The 26,017-nt window shown below is 70.6% G+C and carries 21 protein-coding genes; 10 read left to right on the forward strand and 11 right to left on the reverse strand.

Going from position 1 to position 26,017, the window contains the following annotated elements:
- Nucleotides 1-28: 28 nt before the first annotated feature.
- From B8W67_RS14970 to B8W67_RS14990, 5 genes are all read left to right on the forward strand, one after another.
- Nucleotides 29-1,156 (forward strand): GuaB3 family IMP dehydrogenase-related protein, encoded by a 1,128-nt coding sequence (locus B8W67_RS14970; protein WP_109561799.1) that lies wholly within the window; start codon nucleotides 29-31, stop codon nucleotides 1,154-1,156.
- Nucleotides 1,157-1,434: 278 nt separating this feature from the next.
- The gene (locus tag B8W67_RS14975; RefSeq protein WP_069391108.1) at nucleotides 1,435-3,180 is read left to right on the forward strand and encodes a GMC family oxidoreductase; all 1,746 of its coding nucleotides are present in this window, start codon (nucleotides 1,435-1,437) and stop codon (nucleotides 3,178-3,180) included.
- 30 nt (nucleotides 3,181-3,210) lie between these two features.
- Nucleotides 3,211-4,776 (forward strand): glutamine-hydrolyzing GMP synthase, encoded by a 1,566-nt coding sequence (guaA, locus tag B8W67_RS14980; RefSeq protein WP_069391109.1) that lies wholly within the window; start codon nucleotides 3,211-3,213, stop codon nucleotides 4,774-4,776.
- A 149-nt stretch (nucleotides 4,777-4,925) separates the two neighbouring features.
- Nucleotides 4,926-5,615, forward strand: coding sequence for a DnaE2-dependent mutagenesis accessory factor ImuA' (locus B8W67_RS14985; protein ID WP_174254737.1), 690 nt, complete (start codon nucleotides 4,926-4,928; stop codon nucleotides 5,613-5,615).
- 41 nt (nucleotides 5,616-5,656) lie between these two features.
- A complete protein-coding gene (locus B8W67_RS14990; protein WP_069391248.1) occupies nucleotides 5,657-7,186 on the forward strand; it encodes a DNA polymerase Y family protein in 1,530 nt (509 codons plus the stop codon).
- Here B8W67_RS14990 and B8W67_RS14995 read toward each other — a convergent pair.
- The 7 genes from B8W67_RS14995 to otsB all read right to left on the reverse strand — a co-directional run bounded on the left by B8W67_RS14995 (nucleotide 7,177) and on the right by otsB (nucleotide 14,108).
- Nucleotides 7,177-8,169 (reverse strand): nucleoside hydrolase, encoded by a 993-nt coding sequence (locus B8W67_RS14995; protein ID WP_234806775.1) that lies wholly within the window; start codon nucleotides 8,167-8,169, stop codon nucleotides 7,177-7,179. The genes B8W67_RS14990 and B8W67_RS14995 overlap by 10 nt on opposite strands.
- Nucleotides 8,156-8,887, reverse strand: a complete 732-nt coding sequence (locus tag B8W67_RS15000; protein ID WP_069391111.1) for a YggS family pyridoxal phosphate-dependent enzyme — start codon at nucleotides 8,885-8,887, stop codon at nucleotides 8,156-8,158. Before B8W67_RS15000 ends, B8W67_RS14995 begins: the two co-directional genes overlap by 14 nt.
- On the reverse strand, nucleotides 8,884-9,285 hold the full coding sequence (locus B8W67_RS15005) for a DUF302 domain-containing protein (RefSeq protein WP_085304780.1): 402 nt from the start codon (nucleotides 9,283-9,285) through the stop codon (nucleotides 8,884-8,886). The genes B8W67_RS15000 and B8W67_RS15005 overlap by 4 nt, the downstream gene beginning before the upstream one ends.
- A 16-nt stretch (nucleotides 9,286-9,301) precedes the next feature.
- Nucleotides 9,302-11,347: an SDR family oxidoreductase gene (locus B8W67_RS15010; protein ID WP_085304782.1), complete on the reverse strand. Its 2,046-nt coding sequence runs from the start codon at nucleotides 11,345-11,347 to the stop codon at nucleotides 9,302-9,304.
- A 131-nt stretch (nucleotides 11,348-11,478) separates the two neighbouring features.
- Nucleotides 11,479-12,213 (reverse strand): histidine phosphatase family protein, encoded by a 735-nt coding sequence (locus B8W67_RS15015; RefSeq protein WP_084228517.1) that lies wholly within the window; start codon nucleotides 12,211-12,213, stop codon nucleotides 11,479-11,481.
- 117 nt (nucleotides 12,214-12,330) lie between these two features.
- A complete protein-coding gene (locus B8W67_RS15020) occupies nucleotides 12,331-12,555 on the reverse strand; it encodes a hypothetical protein (RefSeq protein WP_069391115.1) in 225 nt (74 codons plus the stop codon).
- Between the two features lie 233 nt (nucleotides 12,556-12,788).
- Entirely contained in the window at nucleotides 12,789-14,108 is a 1,320-nt protein-coding gene (otsB, locus tag B8W67_RS15025) for a trehalose-phosphatase (protein ID WP_069391116.1), read from the reverse strand.
- A 169-nt stretch (nucleotides 14,109-14,277) separates the two neighbouring features.
- On the opposite strand from otsB, the gene B8W67_RS15030 reads away from it, so the two are divergent.
- The gene (locus tag B8W67_RS15030; protein ID WP_069391117.1) at nucleotides 14,278-15,171 is read left to right on the forward strand and encodes a universal stress protein; all 894 of its coding nucleotides are present in this window, start codon (nucleotides 14,278-14,280) and stop codon (nucleotides 15,169-15,171) included.
- Between the two features lie 105 nt (nucleotides 15,172-15,276).
- Here B8W67_RS15030 and B8W67_RS15035 read toward each other — a convergent pair whose 3' ends face one another.
- Both B8W67_RS15035 and B8W67_RS15040 read right to left on the reverse strand, forming a co-directional pair.
- Complete coding sequence (locus B8W67_RS15035) at nucleotides 15,277-16,566, reverse strand: FAD-linked oxidoreductase, L-gulonolactone oxidase family (RefSeq protein WP_069391118.1); 1,290 nt, start codon at nucleotides 16,564-16,566, stop codon at nucleotides 15,277-15,279.
- Complete coding sequence (locus tag B8W67_RS15040; RefSeq protein ID WP_069391119.1) at nucleotides 16,563-17,783, reverse strand: amino acid deaminase/aldolase; 1,221 nt, start codon at nucleotides 17,781-17,783, stop codon at nucleotides 16,563-16,565. Before B8W67_RS15040 ends, B8W67_RS15035 begins: the two co-directional genes overlap by 4 nt.
- Before the next feature lie 109 nt (nucleotides 17,784-17,892).
- Here B8W67_RS15040 and B8W67_RS15045 point away from each other — a divergent pair, with 109 nt between their 5' ends.
- The 3 genes from B8W67_RS15045 (at nucleotide 17,893) to B8W67_RS15055 (ending at nucleotide 22,642) form a co-directional block, all read left to right on the forward strand.
- Nucleotides 17,893-21,126, forward strand: coding sequence for an error-prone DNA polymerase (locus B8W67_RS15045; RefSeq protein WP_109470028.1), 3,234 nt, complete (start codon nucleotides 17,893-17,895; stop codon nucleotides 21,124-21,126).
- A 114-nt stretch (nucleotides 21,127-21,240) separates the two neighbouring features.
- Nucleotides 21,241-21,786 (forward strand): response regulator, encoded by a 546-nt coding sequence (locus B8W67_RS20925; protein WP_197747552.1) that lies wholly within the window; start codon nucleotides 21,241-21,243, stop codon nucleotides 21,784-21,786.
- A gap of 208 nt (nucleotides 21,787-21,994) precedes the next feature.
- Entirely contained in the window at nucleotides 21,995-22,642 is a 648-nt protein-coding gene (locus B8W67_RS15055) for a nitroreductase family protein (RefSeq protein ID WP_069391121.1), read from the forward strand.
- Nucleotides 22,643-22,658: 16 nt separating this feature from the next.
- On the opposite strand, the gene B8W67_RS15060 is transcribed toward B8W67_RS15055, so the two are convergent.
- Nucleotides 22,659-23,123, reverse strand: coding sequence for a tRNA (cytidine(34)-2'-O)-methyltransferase (locus tag B8W67_RS15060; protein WP_069391122.1), 465 nt, complete (start codon nucleotides 23,121-23,123; stop codon nucleotides 22,659-22,661).
- Nucleotides 23,124-23,192: 69 nt separating this feature from the next.
- Here B8W67_RS15060 and B8W67_RS15065 point away from each other — a divergent pair, with 69 nt between their 5' ends.
- Nucleotides 23,193-23,798: a class I SAM-dependent methyltransferase gene (locus B8W67_RS15065; protein ID WP_085304784.1), complete on the forward strand. Its 606-nt coding sequence runs from the start codon at nucleotides 23,193-23,195 to the stop codon at nucleotides 23,796-23,798.
- A 44-nt stretch (nucleotides 23,799-23,842) separates the two neighbouring features.
- Here the strand turns inward: B8W67_RS15065 and B8W67_RS15070 are convergent.
- The coding region (locus B8W67_RS15070) for an ATP-binding cassette domain-containing protein (protein ID WP_207567706.1) at nucleotides 23,843-26,017 on the reverse strand (2,175 nt) is incomplete at its 5' end.

The raw sequence follows: 26,017 nt of genomic DNA on the forward strand, positions 1-26,017 counted from the left end.
TCCCGAGAGGGGACCCTGCATGCGTGACCTGGTGGAAATCGGCATGGGCCGCACCGCCCGTCAAACCTACGAGCTGGCCGACGTCAACATCGTGCCGTCGCGGCGCACCCGGTCCTCCCAGGACGTGTCCACCGCCTGGCAACTCGACGCCTATCGGTTCGAGATCCCGGTGGTCGCCCACCCGACCGATGCGGTGGTCTCCCCGGAGTTCGCCATCGAGTTGGGCCGGCTCGGCGGGCTCGGGGTGCTCAACGGCGAGGGGCTGATCGGCCGGCACGCCGACGTTGAGGCCAAGGTGGCCCAACTGGTCGAGGTCGCCGCCACCGAACCCGAACCCACCGGCGCGATCCGGCTGCTGCAGCAATGGCATGCCGCCCCGCTGGACCCCGACCTTCTGGGTGCGGCGGTCAGCCGCATCCGCGAGGCCGGGGTGACCACCGCGGTGCGGGTCAGCCCGCAGAACGCGGCGGCGCTGACCCCGGCGTTGGTCGCCGCGGGCATCGACCTGCTGGTCATCCAGGGCACGATCATCTCCGCCGAGCGGGTCGCCACCAACGGTGAGCCGCTGAACCTAAAGACGTTCATCGCCGAGTTGGACATCCCGGTCGTGGCCGGCGGGGTGCTCGATCACCGCACGGCGCTGCACCTGATGCGCACCGGCGCGGCCGGGGTGATCGTCGGCTACGGCTCTACTGCGGGGGCCACCACCTCCGATGAGGTGCTGGGCATCTCGGTGCCGATGGCCACCGCGATCGCCGATGCGGCCGCGGCCCGCCGTGAGTACCTCGATGAGACCGGTGGGCGGTATGTGCACGTGCTCGCCGACGGCGACATTCACACCTCCGGGGACGTGGCCAAGGCGATCGCCTGCGGCGCCGATGCGGTGATGATGGGGACTCCGCTGGCCGCGGCGCGGGAAGCCCTTGGTGAGGGCTGGTACTGGGCACCGGCGGCCGCCCACCCCTCGCTGCCGCGGGGGGCGCTGCTGCAGATCGCGGTGGGGGAGCGCCCGCTGCTCGCGCAGGTGCTCTCCGGGCCCTCCGATGACCCGTTCGGGTCCTTGAACCTGGTGGGCGGGCTGCGCCGGGCGATGGCCAAAGCCGGCTACTGCGATCTGAAGGAATTCCAGAAGGTCGGCCTCACTGTCGGTGCGTAGATTCCGGCCGATTCCGGCCGATTCCGGCCGATTCCGGCCGATTCCGGCCAATCTGGCCAACATCCGGCCAAATTCCGGCTGATGCTGCTGAGATCGATGCCCAGGTGGACATAGAGCCCCAAAAAACGGGGGGTTGTGTCCACTGGAGCGCCGATCTCAGCAGCGAGTAGCGATTCCCGTGCCTGCGATGCGGTGCTCGCCGGTCGCGGAGCCCGCCGACAGCGGCCCGGTCGGACCGGATGTGCAGATTTCGGGACGATTCGCCGTAAGCTGGGGCGATGCAGCCTGATCAACCAGACTATGACGTGCTCATCATCGGGTCGGGGTTCGGTGGCAGCGTCAGTGCCCTGCGGCTGACCGAGAAGGGTTACCGGGTCGGCGTGCTCGAGGCGGGCCGGCGCTTCGCCGATCACCAGTTCGCCAAGAACTCGTGGCACCTGCGCGAATTCCTGTGGGCGCCGAAACTGGGTTGTTACGGCATCCAGCGCATCCACCTGCTCAACAACGTGATGGTGCTCGCCGGTGCCGGGGTGGGCGGGGGTTCACTGAACTACGCCAACACCCTCTACGTTCCGCCGGACCCGTTCTTCAACGACCCGCAGTGGAAACACATCACCGACTGGCGCTCGGAGTTGATGCCGCACTACGACCAGGCGCAGCGGATGCTGGGCGTGGTGAAGAACCCGACGTTCACCGATGCCGACCGCATCGTCAAAGAGGTGGCCGATGACATGGGGGTCGGCGACACCTTCGTGGCGACGCCGGTGGGGGTGTTCTTCGGTCCCGAGGGGCAGAAAGCACCCGGCAAGACGGTGCCCGACCCGTACTTCGGGGGCGCGGGCCCGGCGCGTACCGGCTGCATCGAATGCGGCGAATGCATGACCGGCTGCCGCCACGGCGCCAAGAACACCTTGGTCAAAAACTATCTGGGACTGGCCGAATCCGCTGGTGCCCAAGTGCATCCGCTGACCACCGTCACCGGGTTCGAGCAGCGCCCCGACGGCCTGTGGCAGGTGGACACCGTGCGCACCGGATGGGGTCTGCGCCGCAAGCGGCGCCGCTTCACCGCCACCCATCTGATGGTGGCCGCCGGCACTTACAACACCCAGCGGTTGCTGTTCAAGATGCGTGACCGCGGGAAGCTGCCGCGGCTCTCCGAGCGCCTCGGGGTGTTGACCCGGACCAACTCCGAGTCGATCGTCGGGGCGGCCACCCTCAACGTCAACCCCGACCTGGACCTGACCCACGGGGTGGCGATCACCTCCTCGATCCATCCCACCGGCGACACCCATGTGGAACCGGTCCGCTACGGCAAGGGCTCAAACGCGATGGGGCTGCTGCAGACGCTGATGACCGACGGCGCCGGGCCGGAGGGCACCGATGTGCCCCGCTGGCGGCAGCTGGTCGATCAGGCGCGCGAGGACCCGGCTCACATCCTGCGGTTGCTCAACCCGAAGCAGTGGAGTGAACGCACCGTCATCGCGTTGGTCATGCAACACCTGGACAACTCGATCACCACGTTCACCAGACGCAACCGGATGGGCATCCGGCGCTACACCAGCAAACAGGGCCACGGCCAACCCAACCCGAGCTGGATCCCGGTCGGCAACGAGGTGACCCGCCGCATCGCCGCCAAGATCGACGGGGTGGCCGGGGGAACCTGGGGCGAGCTGTTCAACATCCCGTTGACCGCGCATTTCCTCGGCGGTGCGGTGATCGGGGACAGCCCGCAGACCGGCGTCATCGACCCGTACCACCGGGTGTACAACTACCCGACCCTGCACGTGGTCGACGGGGCGTCGGTCTCGGCCAACCTCGGTGTCAACCCGTCGCTGTCGATCACCGCCCAGGCCGAGCGGGCTGCGTCACTGTGGCCGAACAAGGGTGAGCAGGACCTGCGTCCCGCCCAGGACGAGGCCTACCGGAGGCTCACCCCGGTCGCCCCGGCTCACCCGGTGGTCCCCGACAGCGCCCCGGGAGCGCTGCGCTGGCTGCCGATCACCCCGACGGGCTCGGCGGGCTGACCGCCGCGGTGCGCCACTAGACTCCACGCCGTGACAGCATCCCCGCCGCGCCCGGTCCTGGTCATCGACTTCGGCGCGCAATACGCCCAACTGATCGCCCGGCGGATCCGCGAGGCACGGGTGTTCTCCGAGGTGATCGGTCATGACACCCCGGTCGCCGAGATCAAGGCCCGCGATCCGCAGGCCATCGTGCTCTCCGGGGGGCCGGCCAGCGTCTACGCCGACGGGGCGCCGCAACTGGACCCGGCGGTGTTCGAGCTCGGGGTGCCGGTGTTCGGGATCTGCTACGGGTTCCAGGCGATGGCTGCCGCGCTCGGCGGCACCGTGCAGCGCACCGGAGCCAGCGAGTACGGACGTACCACGATGAAAATAAGTGGTGGGGAACTGCATTCGGGGCTCACCGAAACCCAACAGGTCTGGATGAGCCACAGCGACGCGGTCACCGCCGCGCCCGACGGGTTTGAGGTGGTGGCCACCACCGCCGGCGCCCCGGTGGCGGCATTCGAGGACCGCACCCGCCGGCTGGCAGGAGTCCAGTACCACCCGGAGGTGCTGCACACCCCGCACGGCCAACAGGTGCTCAGCCGGTTCCTGCACGACTTCGCCGGCATCGGCGCGCAGTGGACGACCGCCAACATCGTGGAGGCGCTCGTCGAACAGGTCCGCACCCAGATCGGCGGCGGCCACGCGATCTGCGGGCTCTCCGGCGGGGTGGACTCGGCGGTGGCCGCGGCGTTGGTGCAGCGGGCCATCGGTGACCGGCTGACCTGTGTGTTCGTCGACCATGGGCTGCTGCGCTCGGGGGAACGCGACCAGGTGCAGCGCGATTTCGTCGCCGCCACCGGGGCGAGGCTGGTCACCGTCGACGCTGCCGAGACGTTCTTATCGGCGTTGTCGGGGGTGACCAACCCGGAGGGCAAACGCAAGATCATCGGACGGCAGTTCATCCGGGCGTTCGAGGCAGCGGTGCGAGATGTGCTGGCCGACAGCGGTTCTGACGCCGATATCGACTTTCTGGTGCAGGGCACGCTCTACCCCGATGTGGTGGAATCCGGTGGGGGTTCCGGTGCCGCCAACATCAAAAGCCACCACAACGTCGGTGGGCTGCCCGACGACCTGACGTTCACGCTGGTTGAGCCGCTGCGGTTGCTGTTCAAAGACGAGGTGCGTGCGGTCGGTCGCGAACTCGGCTTGCCCGAGGAGATCGTGGCCCGCCAGCCGTTCCCGGGTCCGGGGCTGGGGATCCGGATCGTCGGTGAGGTCACCGCCGAGCGCCTGGACACGCTGCGGCGAGCCGATGTGATCGCCCGGGAGGAGTTGACCGCCGCCGGGTTGGATCAGCAGATCTGGCAGTGCCCGGTGGTGCTGCTCGCCGATGTGCGCTCGGTGGGGGTGCAGGGCGACGGGCGCACCTACGGGCATCCGATCGTGCTGCGGCCGGTCTCCAGCGAGGACGCCATGACCGCCGACTGGACCCGGGTGCCCTTCGAGGTGCTGGAGCGCATCTCCACCCGGATCACCAACGAGGTGCCTGAGGTCAACCGGGTGGTGCTCGACGTCACCAGCAAGCCGCCCGGCACCATCGAATGGGAGTGATCCGCCCCGGCTCGCGCCGAGGCGTGTGAGGCTGCTGGGCCTGCCGAGGCGCACGGTGCGTCGGCGGAGATATCGGGTTGACGCTGTCGGTGGCCCGGTGTTTACTCCTTGTATCGAACACACATTCGATTCGAGGAGGGGCGCCGGAGGTGGCGATATCGACGGCGGTGGCGGCCGCGTCCTGCGAGAGGCGCCACCAAGACCGCGCTGAGCAGCTCAAACAGCTGCGACGCCAGATGGCGGCGGTGACCGGCAGGGTCGGTGTCACCCGGGCCGCCGCCGGGCGGGTCGAGGCTCCGGAGCCCACGTCGGAAAGTTTGCTGGCAGTTCCGGATCTGCTGGCCGAGACGCTGCCCGGCGGATTGCCGCGCGGGACGGTGGCGGTGCTGTCGGGGGCGCGGTCGCTGCCGGTGAGCATGGTGGCCGCGGTGACCGCCGCCGGCGGGCACGCAGCGATCGTCGGCCAGCCCAACCTCGGGTTGCTGGCGGCCGTGGAGATGGGCGCCGACCTGAGCCGGCTCGCGGTGATCCCCGACCCCGGTTCCGATCTGGTGGAGATCGCCGCGGTGCTCGTCGACGGAATGGACCTGGTGGTGCTGGGGCTGGCCGGGACGGCGGTGGCGCCGTCGCGGGCGCGGGTGCTGGCGGCTCGGGTCCGGCAGCGGGGCTGCGCGCTGGTGGTCACCGACGGGGACTGGCCGGGAGCGCCGTTGCGGTTGGAGGCGCGGGTGCGCGGCTATGACACCAGCATGGGCGGCCTCCCCGGGTGCGGCCGTGTCAGCGGGGTGCGCCTGGCCGTGCGGGGGACGGGCCGGGGAGCCCGGGGCCGGGCCGGCTGAGGGCGGGCATCGTGGGTTCTCGGGTGCTGGCCCTGTGGTGCATGGATTGGCCGGCGGTCGCGGCGGCCGCCGCCACCGGCCTGCCGGCCACCGCGCCGGTCGCGGTCACCCTGGCCAACCGGGTGATCGTCTGTTCGGCGGCGGCGCGCGCGGCGGGGGTGCGCCGGGGGTTGCGCCGGCGGGAGGCGGCGGCCCGCTGCCCCGATCTGCACGTGGTCGCCGCCGACACCGACCGCGACGCCCGCCATTTCGAGGCGGTGCTGGAGGCGGTCGATGAATTGATCCCCCGCGCCGAATTGCTGCGGCCGGGCCTCCTGGTGGTCTCGGTGCGCGGGATCGCCCGACATTTCGGTTCCGAGGCCGGCGCCGGTGAGGCGCTGATCGACGCGGTGGCCGCCGTCGGTGCCGAATGTCAGGTCGGGGTCGCCGACCAGTTGGGGACCGCGGTCTTCGCCGCCCGGTCCGGTCAGATGGTGGCTGCGGGCCACGACGCCGAATTCTTGGCGGACCTGTCGATCAAGCAACTGGCCGCCGAGCCCAGCATCGCCGGCCCGGGTCGCGAGCACCTGACGGATCTGCTGTGGCGGATGGGGGTCCGCACCGTCGGTCAGTTCGCTGCGCTGCCCCGCAGCGACGTGGCCAGCCGGTTCGGTGCCGACGCGGTGACCGCGCATCGGTTCGCCCGCGGGGAGCCCCAGCGCGACCCGGTCGGACGGGAACCCCCGCCGGACCTCGAGGTGGAACAGGTCTGTGATCCTGCGCTGGAACGGGTCGACGCCGCCGCCTTCGCCGGGCGGAGTCTGGCCGCCGCTTTGCACCAGCGGCTGCTGGCCGCCGGACTCAGCTGCACCCGGCTGGCCATTCATGCCGGCACCGTCGACGGCGACGAGGTGAGCCGGGTGTGGCGGTGCGCGGAGCCGTTGACCGAAGACGCCACCGCCGACCGGGTGCGCTGGCAGCTGGACGGCTGGCTGACCCGACGACGCACCGCCCCGGTGGCCGTGCTGCGGTTGGTGCCGGTGGAGGTGCTGGCGGCGGCGACGGCGTTGCAGCTGCCGCTGTGGGGCGGTGTCGGGGAGGAGGACCGGTTGCGTGCCGGGCGGGCACTGGCACGGGTGCAGGGCCTGCTCGGGCCGGCCGCCGTGCAGGTCCCGGTGCTCTCCGGGGGGCGCGGCCCGGGGGAGCGGATCACGTTGACGCCGTGGGGCGATGAGCCGGTGCCACGCGCCGACCCCCACCAACCGTGGCCCGGGCAGCTGCCGGCCCCGGCCCCGACAGTGCTGCTCGACGACCCGGTGGAACTGCTCGACGGCCGGGGCGATCCGGTGCGGGTGACCCGGCGGGCGCTGTTCTCCGGCGAACCGGCCCGGCTGGTCGCCGGCGGTGATGACCGTCGGCTGCACTGGTGGGCCGGGCCCTGGGCAGTCGATGAACGGTGGTGGGACCCGCAACGCGGAGCGGGCCGGACCGCGCGCGTCCAGGTGCTGCTCGCCGGGGCCGACGGCCCCGGTCCGGCCCTGCTGCTCTGCTACCGGCAGCGGCGGTGGTATCTGGAAGGCCGTTACGAGTGAGCCAGCCGACCGGCCAGCGTCCCGACCCGGTCGATGAACCGGTCGAGGAACACCGCCGGGTCCACCGCCACCCCGATCTGGGCGTTGACCGCCCGCCCCCACAGCCCGGACCAGTCGACCACGGTCATGCCCCGGGTCACGGTGCCGGCCAGCTCCACCTCTACGGTGGCCGCGGCCGCGGTGACCAATCCCGGGTCCACCGCGGCCGCGGCGGCCAGCGCATCATGCGGGTGGGCCGCATAGCCGTATCCGGCGTCGCGGTGCACCTCGAAGTAGTAGCGCGTCGCGTCTTCGAGTACGCGCAGCAGTGGCGTGGTCGCGGAGCCGGCCACCGCGGCGAGCCGCTGGAAATGGTGCGGGGTGAGCAGCACCTGCGTGGTCAGATCCAGCCCGCACAAAAGCGGCGGGGTCAACGCCGTGGCGAAGCCCGCCAGCACCGCGGCGGCCGCCTCCGGGTCGACGCTGATGTTCCACTCGGCCACCGGACTGACGTTGCCGCGGTACACCGGGATCCCGTAGGCGCCGCCCATCACCACCAGCCGGCCCAGCAGGGTCGGCAACGCCGGTTCCCTCTGCAGCGCCAACGCCAGATTGGTCAGCGGCCCGGTGACCACCCCGACCAGCCGACCGGGATGGCGATGCGCCGCGCGCACCCACGCGGTGGCCGCATCGTGGGCGGTGGCCACCGCCCCGGCCGACGGCACGAGCGCGTAGCCCAGTCCGGTAGCGCCGTGGGCGCTTCCTACCGGCAGCGGTCCGCCCAACGGGCTCTCAGAACCCGCCGACACCGGGATGTCCGCAGACCCACACAACGCCACCAAGTCGAGGTTGTTGCGGCAGACCTGGTCCACCGCAACGTTTCCGCCGGTGGCGGCAACGCCGACCAGGTCGACTTCGGGGCAGCCGATCAGGTAGGCCAACGCCAACGCGTCGTCGACGCCGGTGTCGCAGTCGAGGAAGACCGGCAGCTCAGCGCGGCGCACCGCCGCCCTCCGGCCAGTAGTAGGAGTCCGGGTAGGGCCGCGGTCCGAAGATCGCCGTGCCGATGCGCACCTGGGTGGCCCCCTCGGCGATGGCGAGCGGGAAATCTCCGCTCATCCCCATCGACAGTTCCGGCAGTGCGTGCCCGGCATCGACGGCGCGGTCCCGCAGTTCGCGCAGCCGTCGAAAACAGCCGCGGACCGCCTCGGGGTCGGTGGTGTGCAGCGCCATCGTCATCAGCCCGCGCACCCGCAGGGTGGGGTAGTCGCCGAGCTGGTCCAAAAACGCCGGCAGCTGGTCGGGGGGCAGCCCGTACTTGCTGGGTTCGTCGGCGGTCTTCACCTGCACCAGAACATCGAGGGACCGGCCCTCCTGCTGCAGCCGCCGATCCAGGGCCGCAGCCAGTTTCGGCCGATCCAGCGACTGCAGCTCGTCGGCCAGCCGGGCCACCAGGTTGGCCTTGTTGGTCTGCAGGTGCCCGATCATCACCCAGTTGATCCCGCAGTCGGCCAGCGGCTCGGATTTCTCCCGGATCTCCTGCACCTTGTTCTCACCGAACCGGTGCAGCCCCAATCCGACGGCCTCGCGGATCACCTCCGGGCCGAACGTCTTGCTCACCGGCAGGATTCGCACCCCGCCCGGGTCGCGCCCGGCGTCGCGGCATGCGGCGTCGACCTGTTGACAGACCCGCTCCCAGCGCTGCCGCAGGGTCTCGCTCACCGTCGCACCGCCGCATCGGTGGCTGCCTCGATTCCCGCGGCGAGTTCGGCGGCAGCCGCGGCCGTCCCGGGCGCCGCCACGTCCGTGCGCCCGGCGATCAGGGCGCGCAGATCCCGGTAGCCCAGCCAGTTCTGCCCGTCGGTGTCCTGCCAGCCGAGAACCTTGGAGGGCAGGTCGATGGCGATGAGCTGGTCGGCCTGCATCAGCTGGGTCCCCAAGGCGGGCTTGCCGAACAACATCACCTCGGTGGGGCGCAGTTGCTGCCCGGCACGCTCGGCGTGCGCGGCATGATCGATACGGGCCATCACGGTGAAACCTCGCTCGCCCAACGCATTCTCCAGGCGTGTCATCGTCTCGGCGACCGGATCCGGGCTGCGCTTGGCGACCCAATGTGTCATGCAGTGACCTCCCGGGTCACCAATGTACGCCGGGCACTGCACGCGCCATCCGCCTCAGCGGACGCGGCGGCTGCAGTCGGGCCACCGCCCGGGCGGCGCGCGCCGGGCGTTTCGGCCGCCGCCGCGGGGTCGGCCGCGCCGAAGCGGCCGGCTCAGCAGGGGTGTCGTCGACCGCGACGCCGCGCGCCGCCGGTGAGTCCGGGTAGCCCAGATACAACTGGTGCAGGATCCGCCGGGTCAGCCGGGGCGTGACGTAGTGACCGAGGTCAGCCAGTGTGCCCGAGGGGGTGTCGATGCGGGACGGCTTCTCGACCAACGCCCGCACCACCATCGCCGCCGCGTGCTCGGGACTGATCGCTGGAACCGGGTTGAGCCGCCGCGACGGTGCGATCATCGGCGTGGCGACCAACGGCATGTGGATGTTCGTGAAGGTGACGTGATCGGAAAGGGTTTCGGCGCCGACGACCTCGGCGAACGCATCCAGGGCGGCCTTGGTCGGCACGTACGCGCTGTACTTGGGGCTGCGTGCGAGCACCCCGGCGCTGGAGACGTTGACGACGTGGCCGAACCGGCGTTGCTGCCAGTGCGGCAGCAACGCCAAGGTCATGCGCACCGCGCCGAAGTAGTTGACCGCCATCACGCGCTCGTAGTCGTGGAACCGGTCGGTGGCGTTGACCACCGAGCGCCGGATCGAGCGCCCGGCGTTGTTGACCAGGTAGTCGACGTGGTCGAACCGGCCCAGGATGTCTTTGATGGTGTGCTCCACCGACGCGGCGTCGGTGACGTCGCAGCTGAAGGCGTGCGCCTGACCGCCCGCCGCCCGGATCTCGGCGACCAGATCGTCGAGTGCCGCGCCGTTGCGGGCCAACGCGAACACCGTCGCGCCGCGCTCGGCCACCGCGATCGCCGAGGCGCGGCCGATGCCGCTGGAGGCCCCGGTGATGATCACGTGCCGGCCCACCAGCGGTCCCGCCGGATCGTCGTGGCGGGCGCGGTCGGGATTCAAATGCGCCGCCCAGTACCGCCACAACGCCGGGGCGTAATCGGCGAAGTCGGGCACCACCAGGTCGGGCCGTCCCGTCGCGCGCAGTGCGGCGCGGGTGGCCGCTGCGGTGAAACGGGGTTTGAGCGTGACCACGTCGAGCACCTCGGCGGGCAGGCCCAGTTGGGTGGCGATCATGTTGCGCCACACTTTGACCCGGCCCCGGGCCTGCAGCACCGGGGCGGCCACCGCCGCTGGCAGTGCTGCGCTCAGTCGGGGCAGCCCAGCCGCCCCGGCGACGCCGCGGTAGATCTCGTCGAGCCCGATGGTGCGCTCGGCGGTCAGATGGAAGGTCTGCCCGTCGGCGTCGTCGGCGTGAATCAGCGTGACCAGCGCCGCGGTCACATAGTCGACCGGCACCACGTTGGTGCGCCCGGCGGCGGGCACTAGCAGCGGGGTGATCTTCGGCAGCGCCGCCAGCCGGGCCAGCAGCGGGAAGAAGTAGTACGGCCCGTCGATCTTGTCCATCTCGCCGGTCCGGGAGTCCCCGACGACCACCGCAGGCCGGTAGATCCGGTACCGCAGCCCCGGCGTGGAGCGCACCAGCAACTCGGCTTCGAACTTGGTCTGGTGATACGGGGTGGGCAGATCCTGGCCGACGTCGAAGTCGTCTTCGGTGAACTCGCCGCGGAAGTTGCCCGCCACCGCGATCGACGACACGTGGTGCAGCGTCGCGTCGAGGCGCCGGGTCAGGTCGATCACCGCGCGGGTGCCCTCGACGTTGGCGGCCTGCTGGTCGGCCGCATCGGCGGTGATGTCGTAGATCGCCGCACAGTGCACCACGTGGTCGACCACGCCGAGGTCGGCCAGGGTGGCCTGCGACAGTCCCAGGCCCTCGGCGGTGAGGTCGCCGACCAGCGGCTGTGCCCGCTCACCCCACTCGGTGGCGAGACGCTCGTAGCGGCCCAGCGAGGACCTCCGGACCAGCACATGGATCTCGGCGTCGGGGTGCTCGGCGAGCAGGCGCGTGATGACGCGACGCCCAATGAACCCAGTACCGCCGGTAACGACATAACGCATAGGGACATCGTTGCCGCTGCGTGCGGCGCGGTCAACCCCTGCGTCTGCGCGCAGGTCCGGCGCGGCCCCGACCCGGCCCAAGCGCGGCCCAAGCGCGGCCCAGACGCGGCCCCGGCATGGCCCAGCGTGCTTCAGCCGAAGTCGCGGATGCCGTCCCAATCGACGAGTTTCCAGCCGGTGATCGGGTTGCCGGTGATCACCACATGGCCCATGTTCGGCAGCGGGTGGCGGACCGCCAGCGTGTCGTCGGGGTTTCGCACATTCATCAGCGTCCAGATCATGATCGCCGCCCCGTGGGAGAACGCCACCGGGTTGGCGTCGCCGCGCACATACATTTTGCGTACCGCGGCCTGGAATTGGTCGTTGAACTCGTTGCCGTTGACCGAGCCCGGGATCGTGCTGGTGCGGTCGCTGCGTAACCAGTCGATCGGTGCGAGCAGATATGTCGCCTCGGCGATGGTGTCGGACTTGCCCTCGAACCACCCGGCGTCGATCTCGTTCAGGCCGGGCAGCACCTCGACCTGCCGGCCCAGTGCGGCCGAGAGCGGCTCGGCGGTCTGCTGGGCGCGCTGCATCGCCGAGGCGTAAATGCCGTCGTACTGGTTGGCGCTCAACTCCTTGGCGCCCTGCAGGGCCTGCTGCATGCCCTCAGCCGACAGCGGCGGGCCGGGCACCGTGGTGTCGATGATCTGGGCGGCATTGGCCTCCGATTCGGCGTGCCGCACGAACGTGAGGGTGATGTTGCGCGGGTGGTTGCCAGAGGAGCACCCGTTGAGCAGGACCAGTGCCAGCAGCACCGCGCCAACCGTCTGCAGAATCCGCACCCCCGGAAGGCCGCGAACTCGGTGGTGGCTGAGTTGACCCATCTGTGCGGACCTCCCGGTAGCAGTCGGATCACACGGTACCCATCGACCGGGTGCGCTGAACAGTGTTTGCGTCGCGGCAGGCGGCCCGAGCCGATTTCCCGGCAACGACCGCACCGGTCAGCCGGTGCCGACCGCGTCGCTGTCGCGGGTCATCCGCAGCGCGGTGGCCATGCCGTCCATCCAGACCTCCAGCATGTACTCGGTGGCCGGGGGATGGTCGGCCGGCATGAACGTCTTCATCAGTTTGCGGACCCGGGCGCGCGCCAAGGCCTGCACATCACGGTCCTCCAGTTCGGGGAACTCGTCGTATTCGCTGCCGACGGCCGCGTTCTCCACGCTCATGGTGTCCCTTTCTCCCGGCCCGGGCAGACGACCCGGTCAGCCTGGTGCAACCGCGTACCCGGCCCGGATGTTTCCGGCGACCGGCGCTGGGCGCCGGTGGGGCCATCTGACCAGGGCACACACCGAAAGGCCAGGGCCGGAAGTCCCCGACGTGTCCCGCGGGGCCGGGGGCCGGGCCGTGCTGGCTCGGGTGGGTCGCCGTCGACGTCCGGCAGTCAACGGAAACAACTGAATCATGCCGGGTCGCCGTCGGCGCGGTGACGCGCCTCGAGGGTGCGTGCCAACTCTTCGGTGAAGTCGCGCACCGCGGCCGGGTCGGCGACCGCGAACCGGGCTGAGGTGGCGCGATCGCCGTCGTCGCTGTGGCGCACCATGATTCCGATGCCGTCGCTGCTGATCTCGGCGAAGGCGTCTTCGTCGGTGATGTCGTCGCCGACAAAGACCGGCAGCAGCCGCTCGCTGGCGGCGCCGCCGATCCGGTCGGTGAGCCAACGCAGCGTTTTGCCCTTGTCCCAGTCGATGTCGGGGCGCAACTCGATGACCTCCCGACCGGTGGTGACCCGCAACCGGTCCCGACGTCCCGCCTCGCGCACCGCGGCGGTCACCGCGCCGACGTGTTCGCGTGCGGCGTTGCGATAGTGCACCGCGACGGCGAAACGCTTGTGTTCCACCAAAACTCCGTCGATCGAAGCCAGTCGGGAACGCAGCTCATCGGCCGCCTCGGCCAACACCGGGATCGCGGCGGCGGCGGTTTCGTTCTGGTGGTGGGCCCCGTCGGGGCCGCGTAACTCGAAGCCGTGACTGCCGGCGTACCACAGCCCGGGCACCCCGACCCGGTCGACGACGTCGCCCAGATCCCGGCCGCTGAGGATCGCGACCGGGCAGACCGCCGCCAGCGCGCGCAGTGCCGCGTCGGCGCCGTCGACCAGGCGGGCCGCGCCCGGATCGTCGACGATCTCCGAGAGGGTCCCGTCGAAGTCGAAGAACACCGCCGGGGTGCGCCCGCCGGTGTCGTCGTCGGTGAGGCTGACCGCCTGCACCGCGTCGGGCAACGTCGAGAGACGCCGGTCGCCGCTGCGCACCGTCACCTCGCCGAGATCGGCGACCACACTGTCGGCCCCGCCGCGAGACAACTGCGTCCCGGGGCCGTCCCGATCCACGCCGATCACCAGCGCGAACCCTCCGGCCCGGGCGGCGGCGACCCCCGCCTCGGCGTTCTCGACCACCACGCACCGATCCGGACGGACCCCCAGCCGGCGGGCCGCCTCCAACAGCGCCGCCGGATCCGCTTCCCCCGACGGGCCCGGTTCGGCGGCGGCGCCGTCGACGTGGACGGCGAACAGATCGCCGAGCCCGGCCGCGCCGAGCGCCGCCGCGCAGTCGCGGTTCGCCGAGACGACGGCGGTGCCCACGCCCAGACGCCGGAGGCGCTGCACCAACGACACAGTGGTCGACAACGCGGGCGCGCCGTCGTCCCGTCGGTGCACAGGGACCACGGCGTCGAGGTCGAACAGCACCGCATCGTGGCGTCGTGGGTCGATGATCACCGACAATGCCCAACCTCCAATGCCCAACCTCCCGGATCGCCCGTCGGGCAGGCGAGGTCCTCCCATCACGGTCTGGCCCCGACGATGCCACACGGGCCGGTCCCGCGGGCGCGGCCGACGTGGTATGCCTTGATGACAGTAGGCGGTCAACGGGGCCGCGCGAGAGGAGAGCCAAATGTCGGCGCCGGGTGTATCTCACGGAATCGTGGTGGCCGTCGACGGATCCCCGTCGGCGAGGGCCGCCGTGGACTGGGCGGCGCGCACGGCCGCGCTGCGCAACCTGGACCTCACGCTGGTGCATGTGTTGGCCTCGCCGGTGGCGATGACGTTCCCGGAGACCCCGATGCCGCCCGGCTACGCCCAGTGGCAGGAAGAGCAGGGCAAAGAACACGTCCAGGCGGCGCTGGCCCTCATCGAGGAGATCGAGCCGTCGGCCCGCCCGGCCCGGGTGCGGGGCCAGATCGTCACCGGGTCGACCATTCCCACCCTGGTGGAGCTGAGCAAACATGCCACCATGTTGGTGGTGGGGTCGCGCGGGCACGGGTGGCTGCGGCGCAGCCTGCTCGGATCGGTCAGCTCCGGACTTCTGCACCATGCGCTGTGCCCGGTCGCGGTGGTCCGCGACGAGGACATGGCTGCCGAGCATCCGGGCACCGCACCGGTGGTGGTCGGCTGCGACGGATCGCCGGTGTCGGAGAACGCGGTGGCGATCGCGTTCGAGGAGGCCGCATTTCGCGGGGTGCCGTTGGTGGCGCTCAACGCCTGGATCGACTTGGCGGTCAACGACGTGCCCGCCGGTCTGGATTTCCCGGCGATGGCCGCCGAGGCGGAGCGGGCGCTGGCCGAGCAGCTGGCCGGCTGGCAGGAACGCTATCCCGACGTCGAGGTGCGCCGGGTGGTGGTGGCCGGGCGCCCCGCTGATCAGCTCGTCGAACAATCCACGGCCGCGCAGCTGGTGGTGGTCGGCAGCCACGGCCGCGGAGGGTTCACCGGCATGCTGCTCGGTTCGGTGAGCAGCGCTGTCGTGCAAGCGGTCCAGACCCCGGTCATCGTTGCGCGTCGGCGCTGAGACCGCTCACGGTGGTGCGGTCTCGCCGACCGTGAAGCTGGCTTCACGGTCGGGCTCGAGCGTGAACGTGGCTTCACGTTGGGCGAGGTCGAAGCGGAGCGGGGCTCACGGGCCCAGCACCCGCCGGGTGTAGTCGTTGGCGAAGACCCGCTGCGGATCGAACCGGTCGCGCACCGCGGTGAACCGGTCGAACCCCGGGTACCGGTTGCGCAGCGTCTCAGCGGTCTGGAAGTGGTACTTGCCCCAATGGGGCCGGCCGGCATAGTCATCCATGATCTGTTCCACCGACCGGAAGAACTCCTCGAAGTCCATGCCGCGGTACTGGTGCACCGCGATGTAGCAAGTCTCGCGCTCGTGCGCGGTGGACAGCAACGCGTCATCACCGGCGGCGAAGCGCACCTCGATGGGGAACAGGATCGGCCACCGGTGCCGGCGGATCATCGCCACGACCCGTTCGAGGGCCTCCCGCGCGTGCCGGCGCGGGATCGCGTACTCCATCTCGGTGAACTTCACCTTGCGTTCGGTGGCATAGACCTTGTAGGCGTGATCGCTGACGGTGGCCGGGGTCATCATCGCGGTGATCAGCTGATTGAGCCGCGGCACCGTGGCCGGCAGGCGTCGCCCGACCCGGCAGATCAGGTCCATGCCGGTGTTTTCCACCCCGGCGTGCATCCGGCGTTTCCACGCTGCGGTGGGCGTGGGTTCGGCGACGCTGCGGGCGGTGGTGCGGGTCAGTGCGGTCTCGGTGTAGGGGAACAGGAAGAACTCGAAATGATCGTTGTCGTCGACCAATTCGTCGAGACGATCCAATGTCTCGGCCAGCGGGCGGGGCTCATCGCGGCGGTGCAGGGCGTACAGCGGCACTGCCTGCACGGTGACTTCGCTGATCACCCCCAGCGCCCCCAGCGACACCCGGGCGGCCAGATAGTCGTCGCCACCGTCGACGTCGACAGCCTCGCCGTCGGCGGTGACCAGCCGCAGCGACACCAGCTGTGCCGACAGGTTCGGGAAGCGGGCTCCGGTGCCATGGGTGGCGGTGGCGGTGGCACCGGTGATCGTCTGGGCGTCGATGTCGCCCTGGTTGGCCAGCCCCAACCCGGAGGCCGCCAGCCGCCCACCGAGGCTGCGCAACGTCGCCCCGCCCTCGATGGTGACCAGTCCGCTGACCGGGTCGGCGGCGCGCACCCGCTGCAACCCGGCCATGTCGATCATCACCCCGTCGGTGCAGGCGCAGTCGGTGAAGGAGTGGCCGCTGCCGACCGCGCGCACCGGCTGGCCCCGTCGCGCCGCGGTGGCTACGATCTCGGCCAGTTCGTCCTGTGACGTGGGGCGCGCCACCGACGCCGGTGTGCACGCCTGCCCGCCGGCCCAGTTACGCCACGCGCGTCCGCTCACAGGAACGTCTGTCCTTCCCCCCGGTAGGTGGGCACCTCCTCGACGATCCGGTCACCGCGAACCAGATACAACCGGTCGAACCGCTCGCACAGTTCGCCGGCCTTGGCGTGCCGGAAATACACCCGGTCACCGATGCGCAATGTCCGGGCGGGCGGGCCGTGCAGGGGCGTCTGCACCTCCCCGGCGCCTTCCATCGGGTCCAGGCGCAGCCCGGCGGGCAGATACGGCGACGGCATCCGGTCGGTGCCGCCGACCCCGCTGGCCAGATACCCGCCGCCGAGGGCGGTCACCGTGGCGGGGCCGAACCGGCGGGTGATCGGCAGCGCGAACATCGCCGCGGGCGCCAAGGTGAACGCGGTGTAGGAGTCGAACAGGGTGGGCGCGAAAAACCCCGACCCGGCGGTGGCCTCGGTGATCGCCGGTTCGGCGGCCACCAGGTGCAGGTCCCCGGTGCCGCCGGCGTTGACGATGCTGATGTCGGCGACCTCACGCACCCGGGCGACGGCCTCGGCGCGCCGATCCCGCAATTCGGCGAACGAGCGTCGCTGCATCCACCGCACCGCCCGATTGTGCAGGGGCTTGCCGTCGACGTCGTCACCGACACCGGCGATGTGGCCCTCGTAGCACATCATCGCCACCAGTCGCAGGGTCGGCCGCTGGACGACCTGTTCGGCGAACGCGCGTGCCTGCGCGGGGCTGCGCAGCGGAGAACGTTTGGGGCCGATCGCCAGCCCGGCGCGGCGGTAGCCGGCGTCGAGATCCAGGCAGACCCGGACGGGGGCGCTGGTCGCGGCGGTGATGAGGTCGAGATGCTCGATGCTGTCGACCATGACGATCGGGGCGGTCTGCGGCGCGGCGGCGGTCAGTTCACCGAGGGCGGCCAGCGCGGCACGGTCGGTGGTGGGGTAGGCGAGCAGCAGGTTGGTGAAGCCGTGCCCGGCCAGCCACACCGTCTCGGCGGCGGTGAACGTCAACAGCCCGTCGAAGCGGAGGTCGGCGTCGAGAATTGCCCGCTGCAGCGACCGGCAGCGCAGCGACTTGGAGGCCACCCGGATCGGTTTGTCGCCGGCCAGGGTGAGCAACCGGTCGGCGTTGGCCCACAGGGCGTCGAGGTCGACGAACGCGAACGGCACGTCGAAACCGGCGAACGCGCTGTGGTAGCGGCGCAGTCGGGCGTCGGGAGTCAACCCGGAGGGGGGACCGCTGACCGCGTGCACGACGTCACCCTACTGAATCCGCGCGGACCGCCGGGTCGATTTACATCGAACTGATGTTCGATATCCTGGTTGGGTGCGTTGGAACAACGGCCCCCCGAGCTGGGCGGAGATGGAGCGGGTGCTCGACGGCCGGCCGGCGCCTGTCGCCGCGGCCCCGCCCGCGCCGGTGCGCCCGGCCCCGGCGCGTACCCGCTCGGCGGTCGATTACGCCGAGTTGCATGCGCACTCGGCGTTCAGCTTCCTCGACGGGGCCAGCACGCCCGAGGAGATGGTGGCCGAGGCGGTGCGGCTGGACCTGCGTGCGCTGGCCCTGACCGACCACAACGGCCTGTACGGGGTGGTGCGGTTCGCCGAGGCGGCCGCCGAGTCCGCCGCTGCCGGCCAGGAGATCGCCACCGTGTTCGGCGCCGAACTGTCGTTGGGGACGGTGGCACGCACCGCAGAGCCCGACCCTCCCGGCCCGCACCTGCTGGTGTTGGCCCGCGGCCCGGAGGGATACCGCCGACTGTCGCGACAGCTCGGTGCGGCGCATCTGGCCGGTGGGCAGAAGGGCCGGCCCCGGTTCGAGCTCGACACGCTCACCGAGGCCGCCGGCGGACACTGGCAGATCCTGACCGGGTGCCGCAAGGGGCATCTGCGCCACGCGCTGGAGACCGGGGGGCCGGAGGCCGCGACAGCGGCGCTGGCTGATCTGGTCGACCGGTTCGGCGCCGAGCGGGTCAGCGTCGAGCTGACCTGTCACGGCCAGCCTGGCGACGACGAACGCAACGCCGCGCTGGCGGCGTTGGCGCCGCGCTTCGGGGTCGGTCTGGTGGCGACGACCGGGGCGCATTTCGCCGGACCGGACCGGGCCCGGCTGGCCATGGCCCTGGGAGCCATCCGGGCCCGGCAGTCGCTGGATGCGGCCGCCGGATGGGCGGCCCCGATGGGCGGGGCGCATCTGCGTTCCGGTGAGGAGATGGCCCGGCTGTTCCACTGGTGTCCCGAAGCGGTACGCGGCGCAGCCGAACTCGGCGCCCAGTGCGCCTTCTCGCTGCGGCTCATCGCTCCGCGGCTTCCACCGTTCGCCGTTCCGTCCGGATACACCGAGGACAGTTGGTTGCGTGAGTTGACCCTGGCCGGCGCCCGGGAACGGTATGGGCCGCCGCGTCCCGGCGGGCGGACCGGTGCAGCGTATGCGCAACTGGACCGGGAACTCGCCGTCATCGCCGAGCTGGGCTTCCCGGGGTATTTCCTGGTGGTGCACGACATCACCCAGTTCTGCCGGCGAAACGACATCCTGTGCCAGGGCCGGGGATCGGCGGCCAACTCGGCGGTCTGCTACGCGTTGGGCATCACCGCCGTCGACCCGGTGGCCAATGAGCTGCTCTTCGAACGGTTCTTGTCGCCGGTCCGCGACGGGCCCCCCGACATCGACATCGACATCGAATCGGATCGGCGCGAAGAGGTCATCCAATACGTCTACGACCGGTACGGGCGTACCCATGCCGCCCAAGTCGCCAACGTCATCACCTACCGGGGGCGCAGCGCGGTGCGCGACAGCGCCCGTGCCCTGGGGTTCTCCCCGGGGCAGCAGGACGCCTGGAGCAAACAGATCGGCCGCTGGGGCGGGCTGCGTCACGACGACCCGACCGTTGCGGGGATCCCCGCAACGGTCGTCGAGTTGGCCACCCAGATCGCTGGGCTGCCCAGACATCTGGGAATCCACTCCGGCGGCATGGTGATCTGTGATCGCCCCATCGCCGATGTCTGCCCGGTGGAGTGGGCGCGTATGCCCGGGCGCACCGTGCTGCAGTGGGACAAGGACGACTGCGCGGCGATCGGTCTGGTCAAGTTCGACCTGCTCGGCCTGGGCATGCTGTCGGCGCTGCACTACGCCAAGGATCTGGTCGCCGAACACAAGGGCATCGACGTGGATTTCGCCCGGATCGACCTGTCCGAGCCGGCGGTCTACGCCATGCTGGCCCGCGCCGACAGTGTCGGGGTGTTCCAGGTGGAATCCCGCGCCCAGATGGCCACCTTGCCGCGGCTGCGGCCCCGGGTCTTCTACGACCTGGTGGTGCAGGTGGCGTTGATCCGCCCCGGCCCCATCCAGGGCGGCTCGGTGCATCCCTACATCCGTCGCCGCAACGGCCTGGACCCGATCACCTACGATCACCCGTCGATGCGCTCGGCGCTGCGGAAAACCCTGGGGGTTCCGCTGTTTCAGGAGCAGCTGATGCAACTGGCCGTCGACTGCGCGGGGTTCAGCGCCGCCGAGGCCGACCAGCTGCGCCGGGCGATGGGGTCGAAACGCTCCACCGAGAAGATGCGCCGGCTGCGCACCCGGTTCTACACCGGCATGCGTGAGCGGCACGGTATCACCGGGGCGGTGGCCGACCGGATCTACGAGAAGATGGAGGCCTTCGCCAACTACGGCTTTCCGGAGAGTCACGCACTGTCGTTCGCGTCGCTGGTGTTCTATTCGGCGTGGTTCAAGCTGCACCATCCGGCGGCGTTCTGCGCTGCGCTGCTGCGTGCCCAGCCGATGGGGTTCTACTCGCCGCAGTCGCTGGTGGCCGATGCGCGCCGTCACGGTGTGGTGGTGCATCGGGCCTGTGTGAACACCAGCGGATGCCATGCCGACTGCGAAGACGGCGGTAGTGCGGTGCGGCTCGGGTTGGGGACGATCCGCCACATCGGGGAGCAGGTGGCCGAACGGCTGGTGGCCGACCGCCGGGCAAAAGGACCGTTTCGTTCCCTGGCCGACCTGACCTACCGGGTGCAGCTCTCCGCGGTGCAGGCGGAGTCGCTGGCCACGTCGGGGGCGCTGGAGTGTTTCGGGATCACCCGTCGCGAGGCGCTGTGGGTGGCCGGGGCGGCGGCCACCCAGCGGCCGGATCGACTGCCCGGGGTGGGGTTGCCGACGGACGGTCCGGCGCTGCCGGACATGAGCGCCATCGAGTTGGCGGCCGCCGACGTGTGGGCCACCGGGGTGTCCCCGGACAGTTTCCCGACCCAGTTCCTGCGCGCCGACCTCGACGCCCTCGGGGTGGTGCCCGCGGCGCGGCTGCCGGAGATCGACGACGGCACGCGGGTGCTGGTGGCCGGGGCGGTGACGCATCGGCAACGGCCCGCCACCGCGCAGGGAGTGACGTTTGTCAACCTGGAGGACGAGACCGGGATGGTCAACGTGCTGTGCACCCCGGGGGTGTGGCGTCGCTACCACCGGGTGGCGACGACGGCGTCGGCGCTGCTGATCCGTGGAAAGGTGCAAAACGCCAGCGGAGCGGTGACGGTGCTCGCCGACAAGCTCGGTCTGATCCCGCTGGGGGTGGCCGCCACATCCCGGGATTTCCGGTGAAATCCGTGATCCGGCGGCCTGATATCGGTACCTTCGATCAACGTGTGTGCGCTGCGCCGGACGGCAACAGCGACCGCCGAAGAACTACCGACGAGGAAGTGAGGACATCCGGTGATGATGCGAGCAGTGGTTGCCGCGATCGGGATCGGCATCGCCCCCTGGCTGATCGCCGGCTGCGGCGGCGACGAACCCGAGGCGCCGCGGTCCAGCCAGCATCTCCAACAGGATCGCGAGTCCGCCGAACCCGGTGAGTCGCCGAGCCCCGCCAATCCCGGCCCGGGCAATCCCACACCGGGCAATCCCGCACCGGGCGAGGGGTATTGGGACGACAACGGTCAGCCCGTCAACGGCGGCCCGCCCGGGGCCGACGGCTCCACCCAGAACAACCTCACCAAGAAGTACTGCGCCCAGAACGAGGACCCGGCCTGCCCGGCCGGCAGTTTCGTGGGCCCCAACGCGATTCTCGACCCGGCCGGCGGCAACGAGTACGTGCCGTGCGAGGGCACGATCTGCACCAACCCCAACCACGGGGCGGGCCAGGACCCCGAGAACGCCGACAGCCCGGATAACACCGACCCGGAATCGCCGGACCCCGACTGTGAGGGCACGGTCTGCACCAACCCCAACCACGGGGGCGGCGACGACTACGACGAGCCCTGAACCGGGTCCTGCGACGACGAGCTTTGTGCACTCACGGCGTAGGTGTGTGCACTGGCGGCGGCGACACGCCGAGGGCCTTCGCCGCCACGGCACAAAGGTATCGCCGGGTATCGCGGGGCATCGCAGGTATCGCGGGATACCGCCGGGCATCGCCGGGTATCCAACGGGTATCGCGATTGCCCAGTGCTTGCGACGGTAGCCTGCCGACATGACCCTCAACCTGACTGTCGACGAAGTCCTGACCACCACCCGTGCGGTGCGCAAACGGCTCGACCTGGACAAGCCGGTGCCCCGGGAGGTGCTCACCGAATGTCTGGAGTTGGCGCTGCAGGCGCCGACCGGGTCCAACGCTCAGGGGTGGCGGTGGATGTTCATCACCGATGCGGGCAAGAAACAGGCGATCGCCGACATCTACCGGGCCAACGCGCTGCCGTATCTCGATCAGCCCAAACCGCAGTACGACGACGGCGATGTGCGTGGTGAACGCCAGCAGTTCGTCACCGACTCGGCGCGCTACCTCGTGGAGCACATGCACGAGGCGCCGGTGCTGCTCATTCCCTGTCTGAAAGGGCGGGTGGAACAGGCACCGCTGGGGTTGAGCGCCTCGTTCTGGGCGTCGCTGTTCCCGGCGGTGTGGAGTTTCTGCCTGGCGCTGCGCTCCCGCGGGTTGGGGTCGTGCTGGACCACACTGCACCTCCTCGGCGACGGCGAGAAGCAAGCCGCCGAGGTGCTCGGCATCCCGCATGAGGAGTACAGCCAGGGCGGGCTGTTCCCGATCGCCTACACCAAGGGCACCGAGTTCAAACCGGCCAAGAGGCTGCCGGTGGAAGCGGTAACCCATTGGGACAGTTGGTGAACCGCCGCGTATTCCGTTAAACGGCGCCGGTGAACCCGTGCTGGCGCCACGCCTCGTAGGCGGCGACGGCAGCAGCGTTGGACAGGTTCAACGACCGCCGCCCCGCCAGCATCGGGATGCGCACCCGCTCGGTGATGTGCGGGTCGGCCAGGGTGACCGCATCCAGGCCGGTGGGTTCGGGGCCGAACAGCAACACGTCACCGGCCCGGTAGTCGATCTCGGTGAACACCGTCGTGGCCGCCGTGGTGAACGCGAAAACCCGCGCCGGACAGACCACCTGCCACGCGGCCGGCAACGAGTCGTGCACCGTGACCGACGCCAGATCGTGATAGTCCAAGCCGGCTCGGCGCAGCTTCGGCTCGGACAGATCGAAGCCCAACGGCCGCACCAGGTGCAGTTCGGCGCCGGTCGCCGCGACCATCCGTATCGCGTTGCCGGTGTTGGGCGCGATCCGAGGCGAGTGGAACATCAGCTTGAACACAACAGATCATCTTCGCAGGGGCACGCCGGGGCGCGGCAGCGGCTTGCGACGGCTTGCGATAATGACCCCATGGTCGAACAGAGCCTCTGGATGCAGAAAGTCGCGGCCGACCCCGGACACTCGCAGTGGTACATCGAGCGGTTCCGCGCCATGGCGCGCGCCGGGGACGACCTCGACGGCGAGGCCAGGATGATCGACGCGATGGCCCCGCGCGGGGCACGCATCCTCGATGCCGGCTGCGGACCCGGCCGGGTCGGGGGTCGGCTGGCCGCACTGGGACACCAGGTGGTCGGCGTCGACGTCGACCCGGAGCTCATCGCCGCGGCCGCGCAGGATCATCGCGGACCGCGGTGGCTGGTCGCCGATCTCGCCGAACTCGACCTGCCGGCGCGCGGCATCAGCGACCGGTTCGACGTGATCGTGTCCGCCGGCAACGTGATGACGTTCGTGGCCCCGAGCACCCGCGGTCAGGTGCTCGCCCGCCTGCGCGCCCATCTGGACACCGACGGGCGGGCCGTCATCGGGTTCGGCGCCGGGCGTGACTACGAGTTCGCGGCGTTCTTCGCCGACGCCGCGGCGGCCGGGTTCACCCCGGACCTGCTGCTGTCGACCTGGGATCTGCGGCCGTTCAGCGACGACGCCGACTTCCTCGTCGCGGTGCTGCGGCCGGCGTAACCGCCCACCACCGCCCGCCACCGCTCAGCACCGCCCGCCACTGCTCAGCGCTTGAGCCGGATCTTCCACCGCACGACCGCGGTGTAGAGCACCGACAACGCCACCAGCATGCCCAGGTCGAGCAGCCAGATGCCGCGGGTGTGCTTCCACAGGGTGTCCTGCGGGATCTGCTTGACGTCCAGCGCGGGGGTGCAGCCGTCGGGCACCGCCGGCTCGGGCACATCCGGAGTGGGCATCGGCATGCAGTTGGGCGGCGAGGCGTCGTGGTGCAGCAGGTGGTTGAAGTCGATCGTCGACGCGCTCGCGGCGTAGCCCCACCGCGCCGGGGTCAACCACGACACCTGGTCCAACCCGATCCGCCCGGTCACCGGGATCATCCCGCCGGAGAGCACCAGCTGGCCCATGATCGCCACCACCAGCATCGGCATGATCTGGTCGCTGGACTGCGCGAACGACGACAGTGCCAGACCCAGGATCGCCGAGGCCACACAGGTGCCGGCCACCGCCAGGAACAACTCCACATTGGCGGCCGCGTTGGAGCTGCCGAACAGCAGCGCACCCTGGGTGGGCCCGCCCTTGCCGAGGATCACGATCGTGGTCGCGATCGCCGCCTGCACGGTGGCGAACACGCAGAACACCGCCACCTTGGCCATCAGATAGGCGGTGGTCGACAGGCCCACCGCCTGTTCACGTTTGAAGATCGGACGTTCGCCGATCAGGTCGCGGATGGTCAGCGCGGTCCCCATGAACACCGCGCCGATGTTGAGCAACACCATCACGTACTGCGGTTCGGTGGGCGCATCCATCCCGGGCATGCCGAGCCCGCCTTTACCCTTCACCGTCAGTGACAGCGCACCGATCAGGAACGGCAGTACCGCCAGGAACACCGTGTAGCCGCGGTCGGAGACGACCAGGCGGATCTGTCTTCGCGCGATCGTGGACAGTTGTCGCAGCACATCGGTGCGCGGCGGATCACCGAGATCGGCCGGGCTCTGCGCATCCGGCGGCGGTATCGGATGCGGACGGTTCTCCGACAGGAAGCGGCGGTTGGCCGCGTCGGGGTCCGCGCCCACCTTGGCGAAGATGTCGGCGTAGTTGCTGGTGCCCATCGCCGCGCTGATCTGGCTGGGCGGACCGCAGTAGGCGGTTTTGCCGCCCGGCGCCAGCAGCAGGATCTGGTCGCAGACGTCCAGGAACGACACCGAGTGGGTGACCACCAGCACCACACGTCCGGCGTCGGCGAGCTGGCGCAGCATCAGCATCACCTGGCGGTCCAGGGCGGGGTCGAGCCCCGAGGTGGGCTCGTCGAGGATGAGCAGCGACGGCCCGGTGAGCAGCTCCAAGGCCACCGAGGCGCGTTTGCGCTGACCACCGGAGAGCTTGTCCACCCGGGTGTCGGCGTGCTTGGTCAGCTCGAGCTCCTCGAGCACCTGGGCGACCGCCTGATCGCGGTCGGCCTTGGTGCTGTCCGGCGGCAGCCGCAGCTCGGCGGCGTAGCCCAGCGCCTGGTTCACGGTGAGCTGGCGGTGCACCACGTCGTCCTGGGGGACCATCCCGATCCGGCTGCGCAGGATCGCGTAGTCGGAGTGAATGTTGTGGCCCTCGAAGGTGACCGAGCCGCCGGTGGGGGTGGTGTAGCCGGCGATCAACCGCGACAGCGTGGTCTTGCCGGCCCCCGACCCGCCGATGATCGCGGTCAAGGTGCCCGGGCGGGCGGTCATCGACACGTTCGAGATCAGCTGTTTGCCGTGCTCGACGGTGAAGTTGACGCCGTGGACCTCCAGGCCGCCGGTCTTGCTGGCCACGTCGGCGCTGCGCACCAGGGTGCCGTCGGTGAACACCAGGTCCACGTTGCCGATGGTGACCACGTCACCTTCGGTGAGCATCGCCGAGCCGATGCGCACCCGGTTGACGAACGTGCCGTTGATGCTGCGGTTGTCGCGGATCTCGGTGCCGATCGGGGTCGGCACCAGCATCGCGTGGTGGCGGGAGGCCAGCACGTCGGGGATGACGATGTCGTTGTCGGTGGACCGGCCGATGGTCAGCGCGCCCGACGGTGCGGCCGGTTCGTGGCGCAGGCCCAGGATGTCGACCATCCGGGTGGCGACGTTGGATTCCTCCGGCGGGGTGGCCGCGACCGGGGCACGGCGGGTCTGCGGCGACCCCAGCGGTGGCGGCGCGGCAGCCGCCGGGGGCGGGGCCACGGCCGGCGGCTGCCG

It is taken from the genome of Mycolicibacillus koreensis (assembly GCF_002104795.1).
Taxonomy (GTDB): domain Bacteria; phylum Actinomycetota; class Actinomycetes; order Mycobacteriales; family Mycobacteriaceae; genus Mycobacterium; species Mycobacterium koreense.

Coding starts and splice junctions, on each gene's coding strand:
- B8W67_RS14975 (WP_069391108.1), top strand. CDS start 1,435: ATGCAGCCTGATCAACCAGACTATGACGTGCTCATCATCGGGTCGGGG.
- B8W67_RS14990 (WP_069391248.1), top strand. CDS start 5,657: ATGGATTGGCCGGCGGTCGCGGCGGCCGCCGCCACCGGCCTGCCGGCC.
- B8W67_RS15005 (WP_085304780.1), bottom strand. CDS start 9,285: ATGACACATTGGGTCGCCAAGCGCAGCCCGGATCCGGTCGCCGAGACG.
- B8W67_RS15010 (WP_085304782.1), bottom strand. CDS start 11,347: ATGCGTTATGTCGTTACCGGCGGTACTGGGTTCATTGGGCGTCGCGTC.
- B8W67_RS15015 (WP_084228517.1), bottom strand. CDS start 12,213: ATGGGTCAACTCAGCCACCACCGAGTTCGCGGCCTTCCGGGGGTGCGG.
- B8W67_RS15020 (WP_069391115.1), bottom strand. CDS start 12,555: ATGAGCGTGGAGAACGCGGCCGTCGGCAGCGAATACGACGAGTTCCCC.
- B8W67_RS15030 (WP_069391117.1), top strand. CDS start 14,278: ATGTCGGCGCCGGGTGTATCTCACGGAATCGTGGTGGCCGTCGACGGA.
- B8W67_RS15045 (WP_109470028.1), top strand. CDS start 17,893: ATGGAGCGGGTGCTCGACGGCCGGCCGGCGCCTGTCGCCGCGGCCCCG.
- B8W67_RS20925 (WP_197747552.1), top strand. CDS start 21,241: ATGATGCGAGCAGTGGTTGCCGCGATCGGGATCGGCATCGCCCCCTGG.
- B8W67_RS15055 (WP_069391121.1), top strand. CDS start 21,995: ATGACCCTCAACCTGACTGTCGACGAAGTCCTGACCACCACCCGTGCG.
- B8W67_RS15065 (WP_085304784.1), top strand. CDS start 23,193: ATGGTCGAACAGAGCCTCTGGATGCAGAAAGTCGCGGCCGACCCCGGA.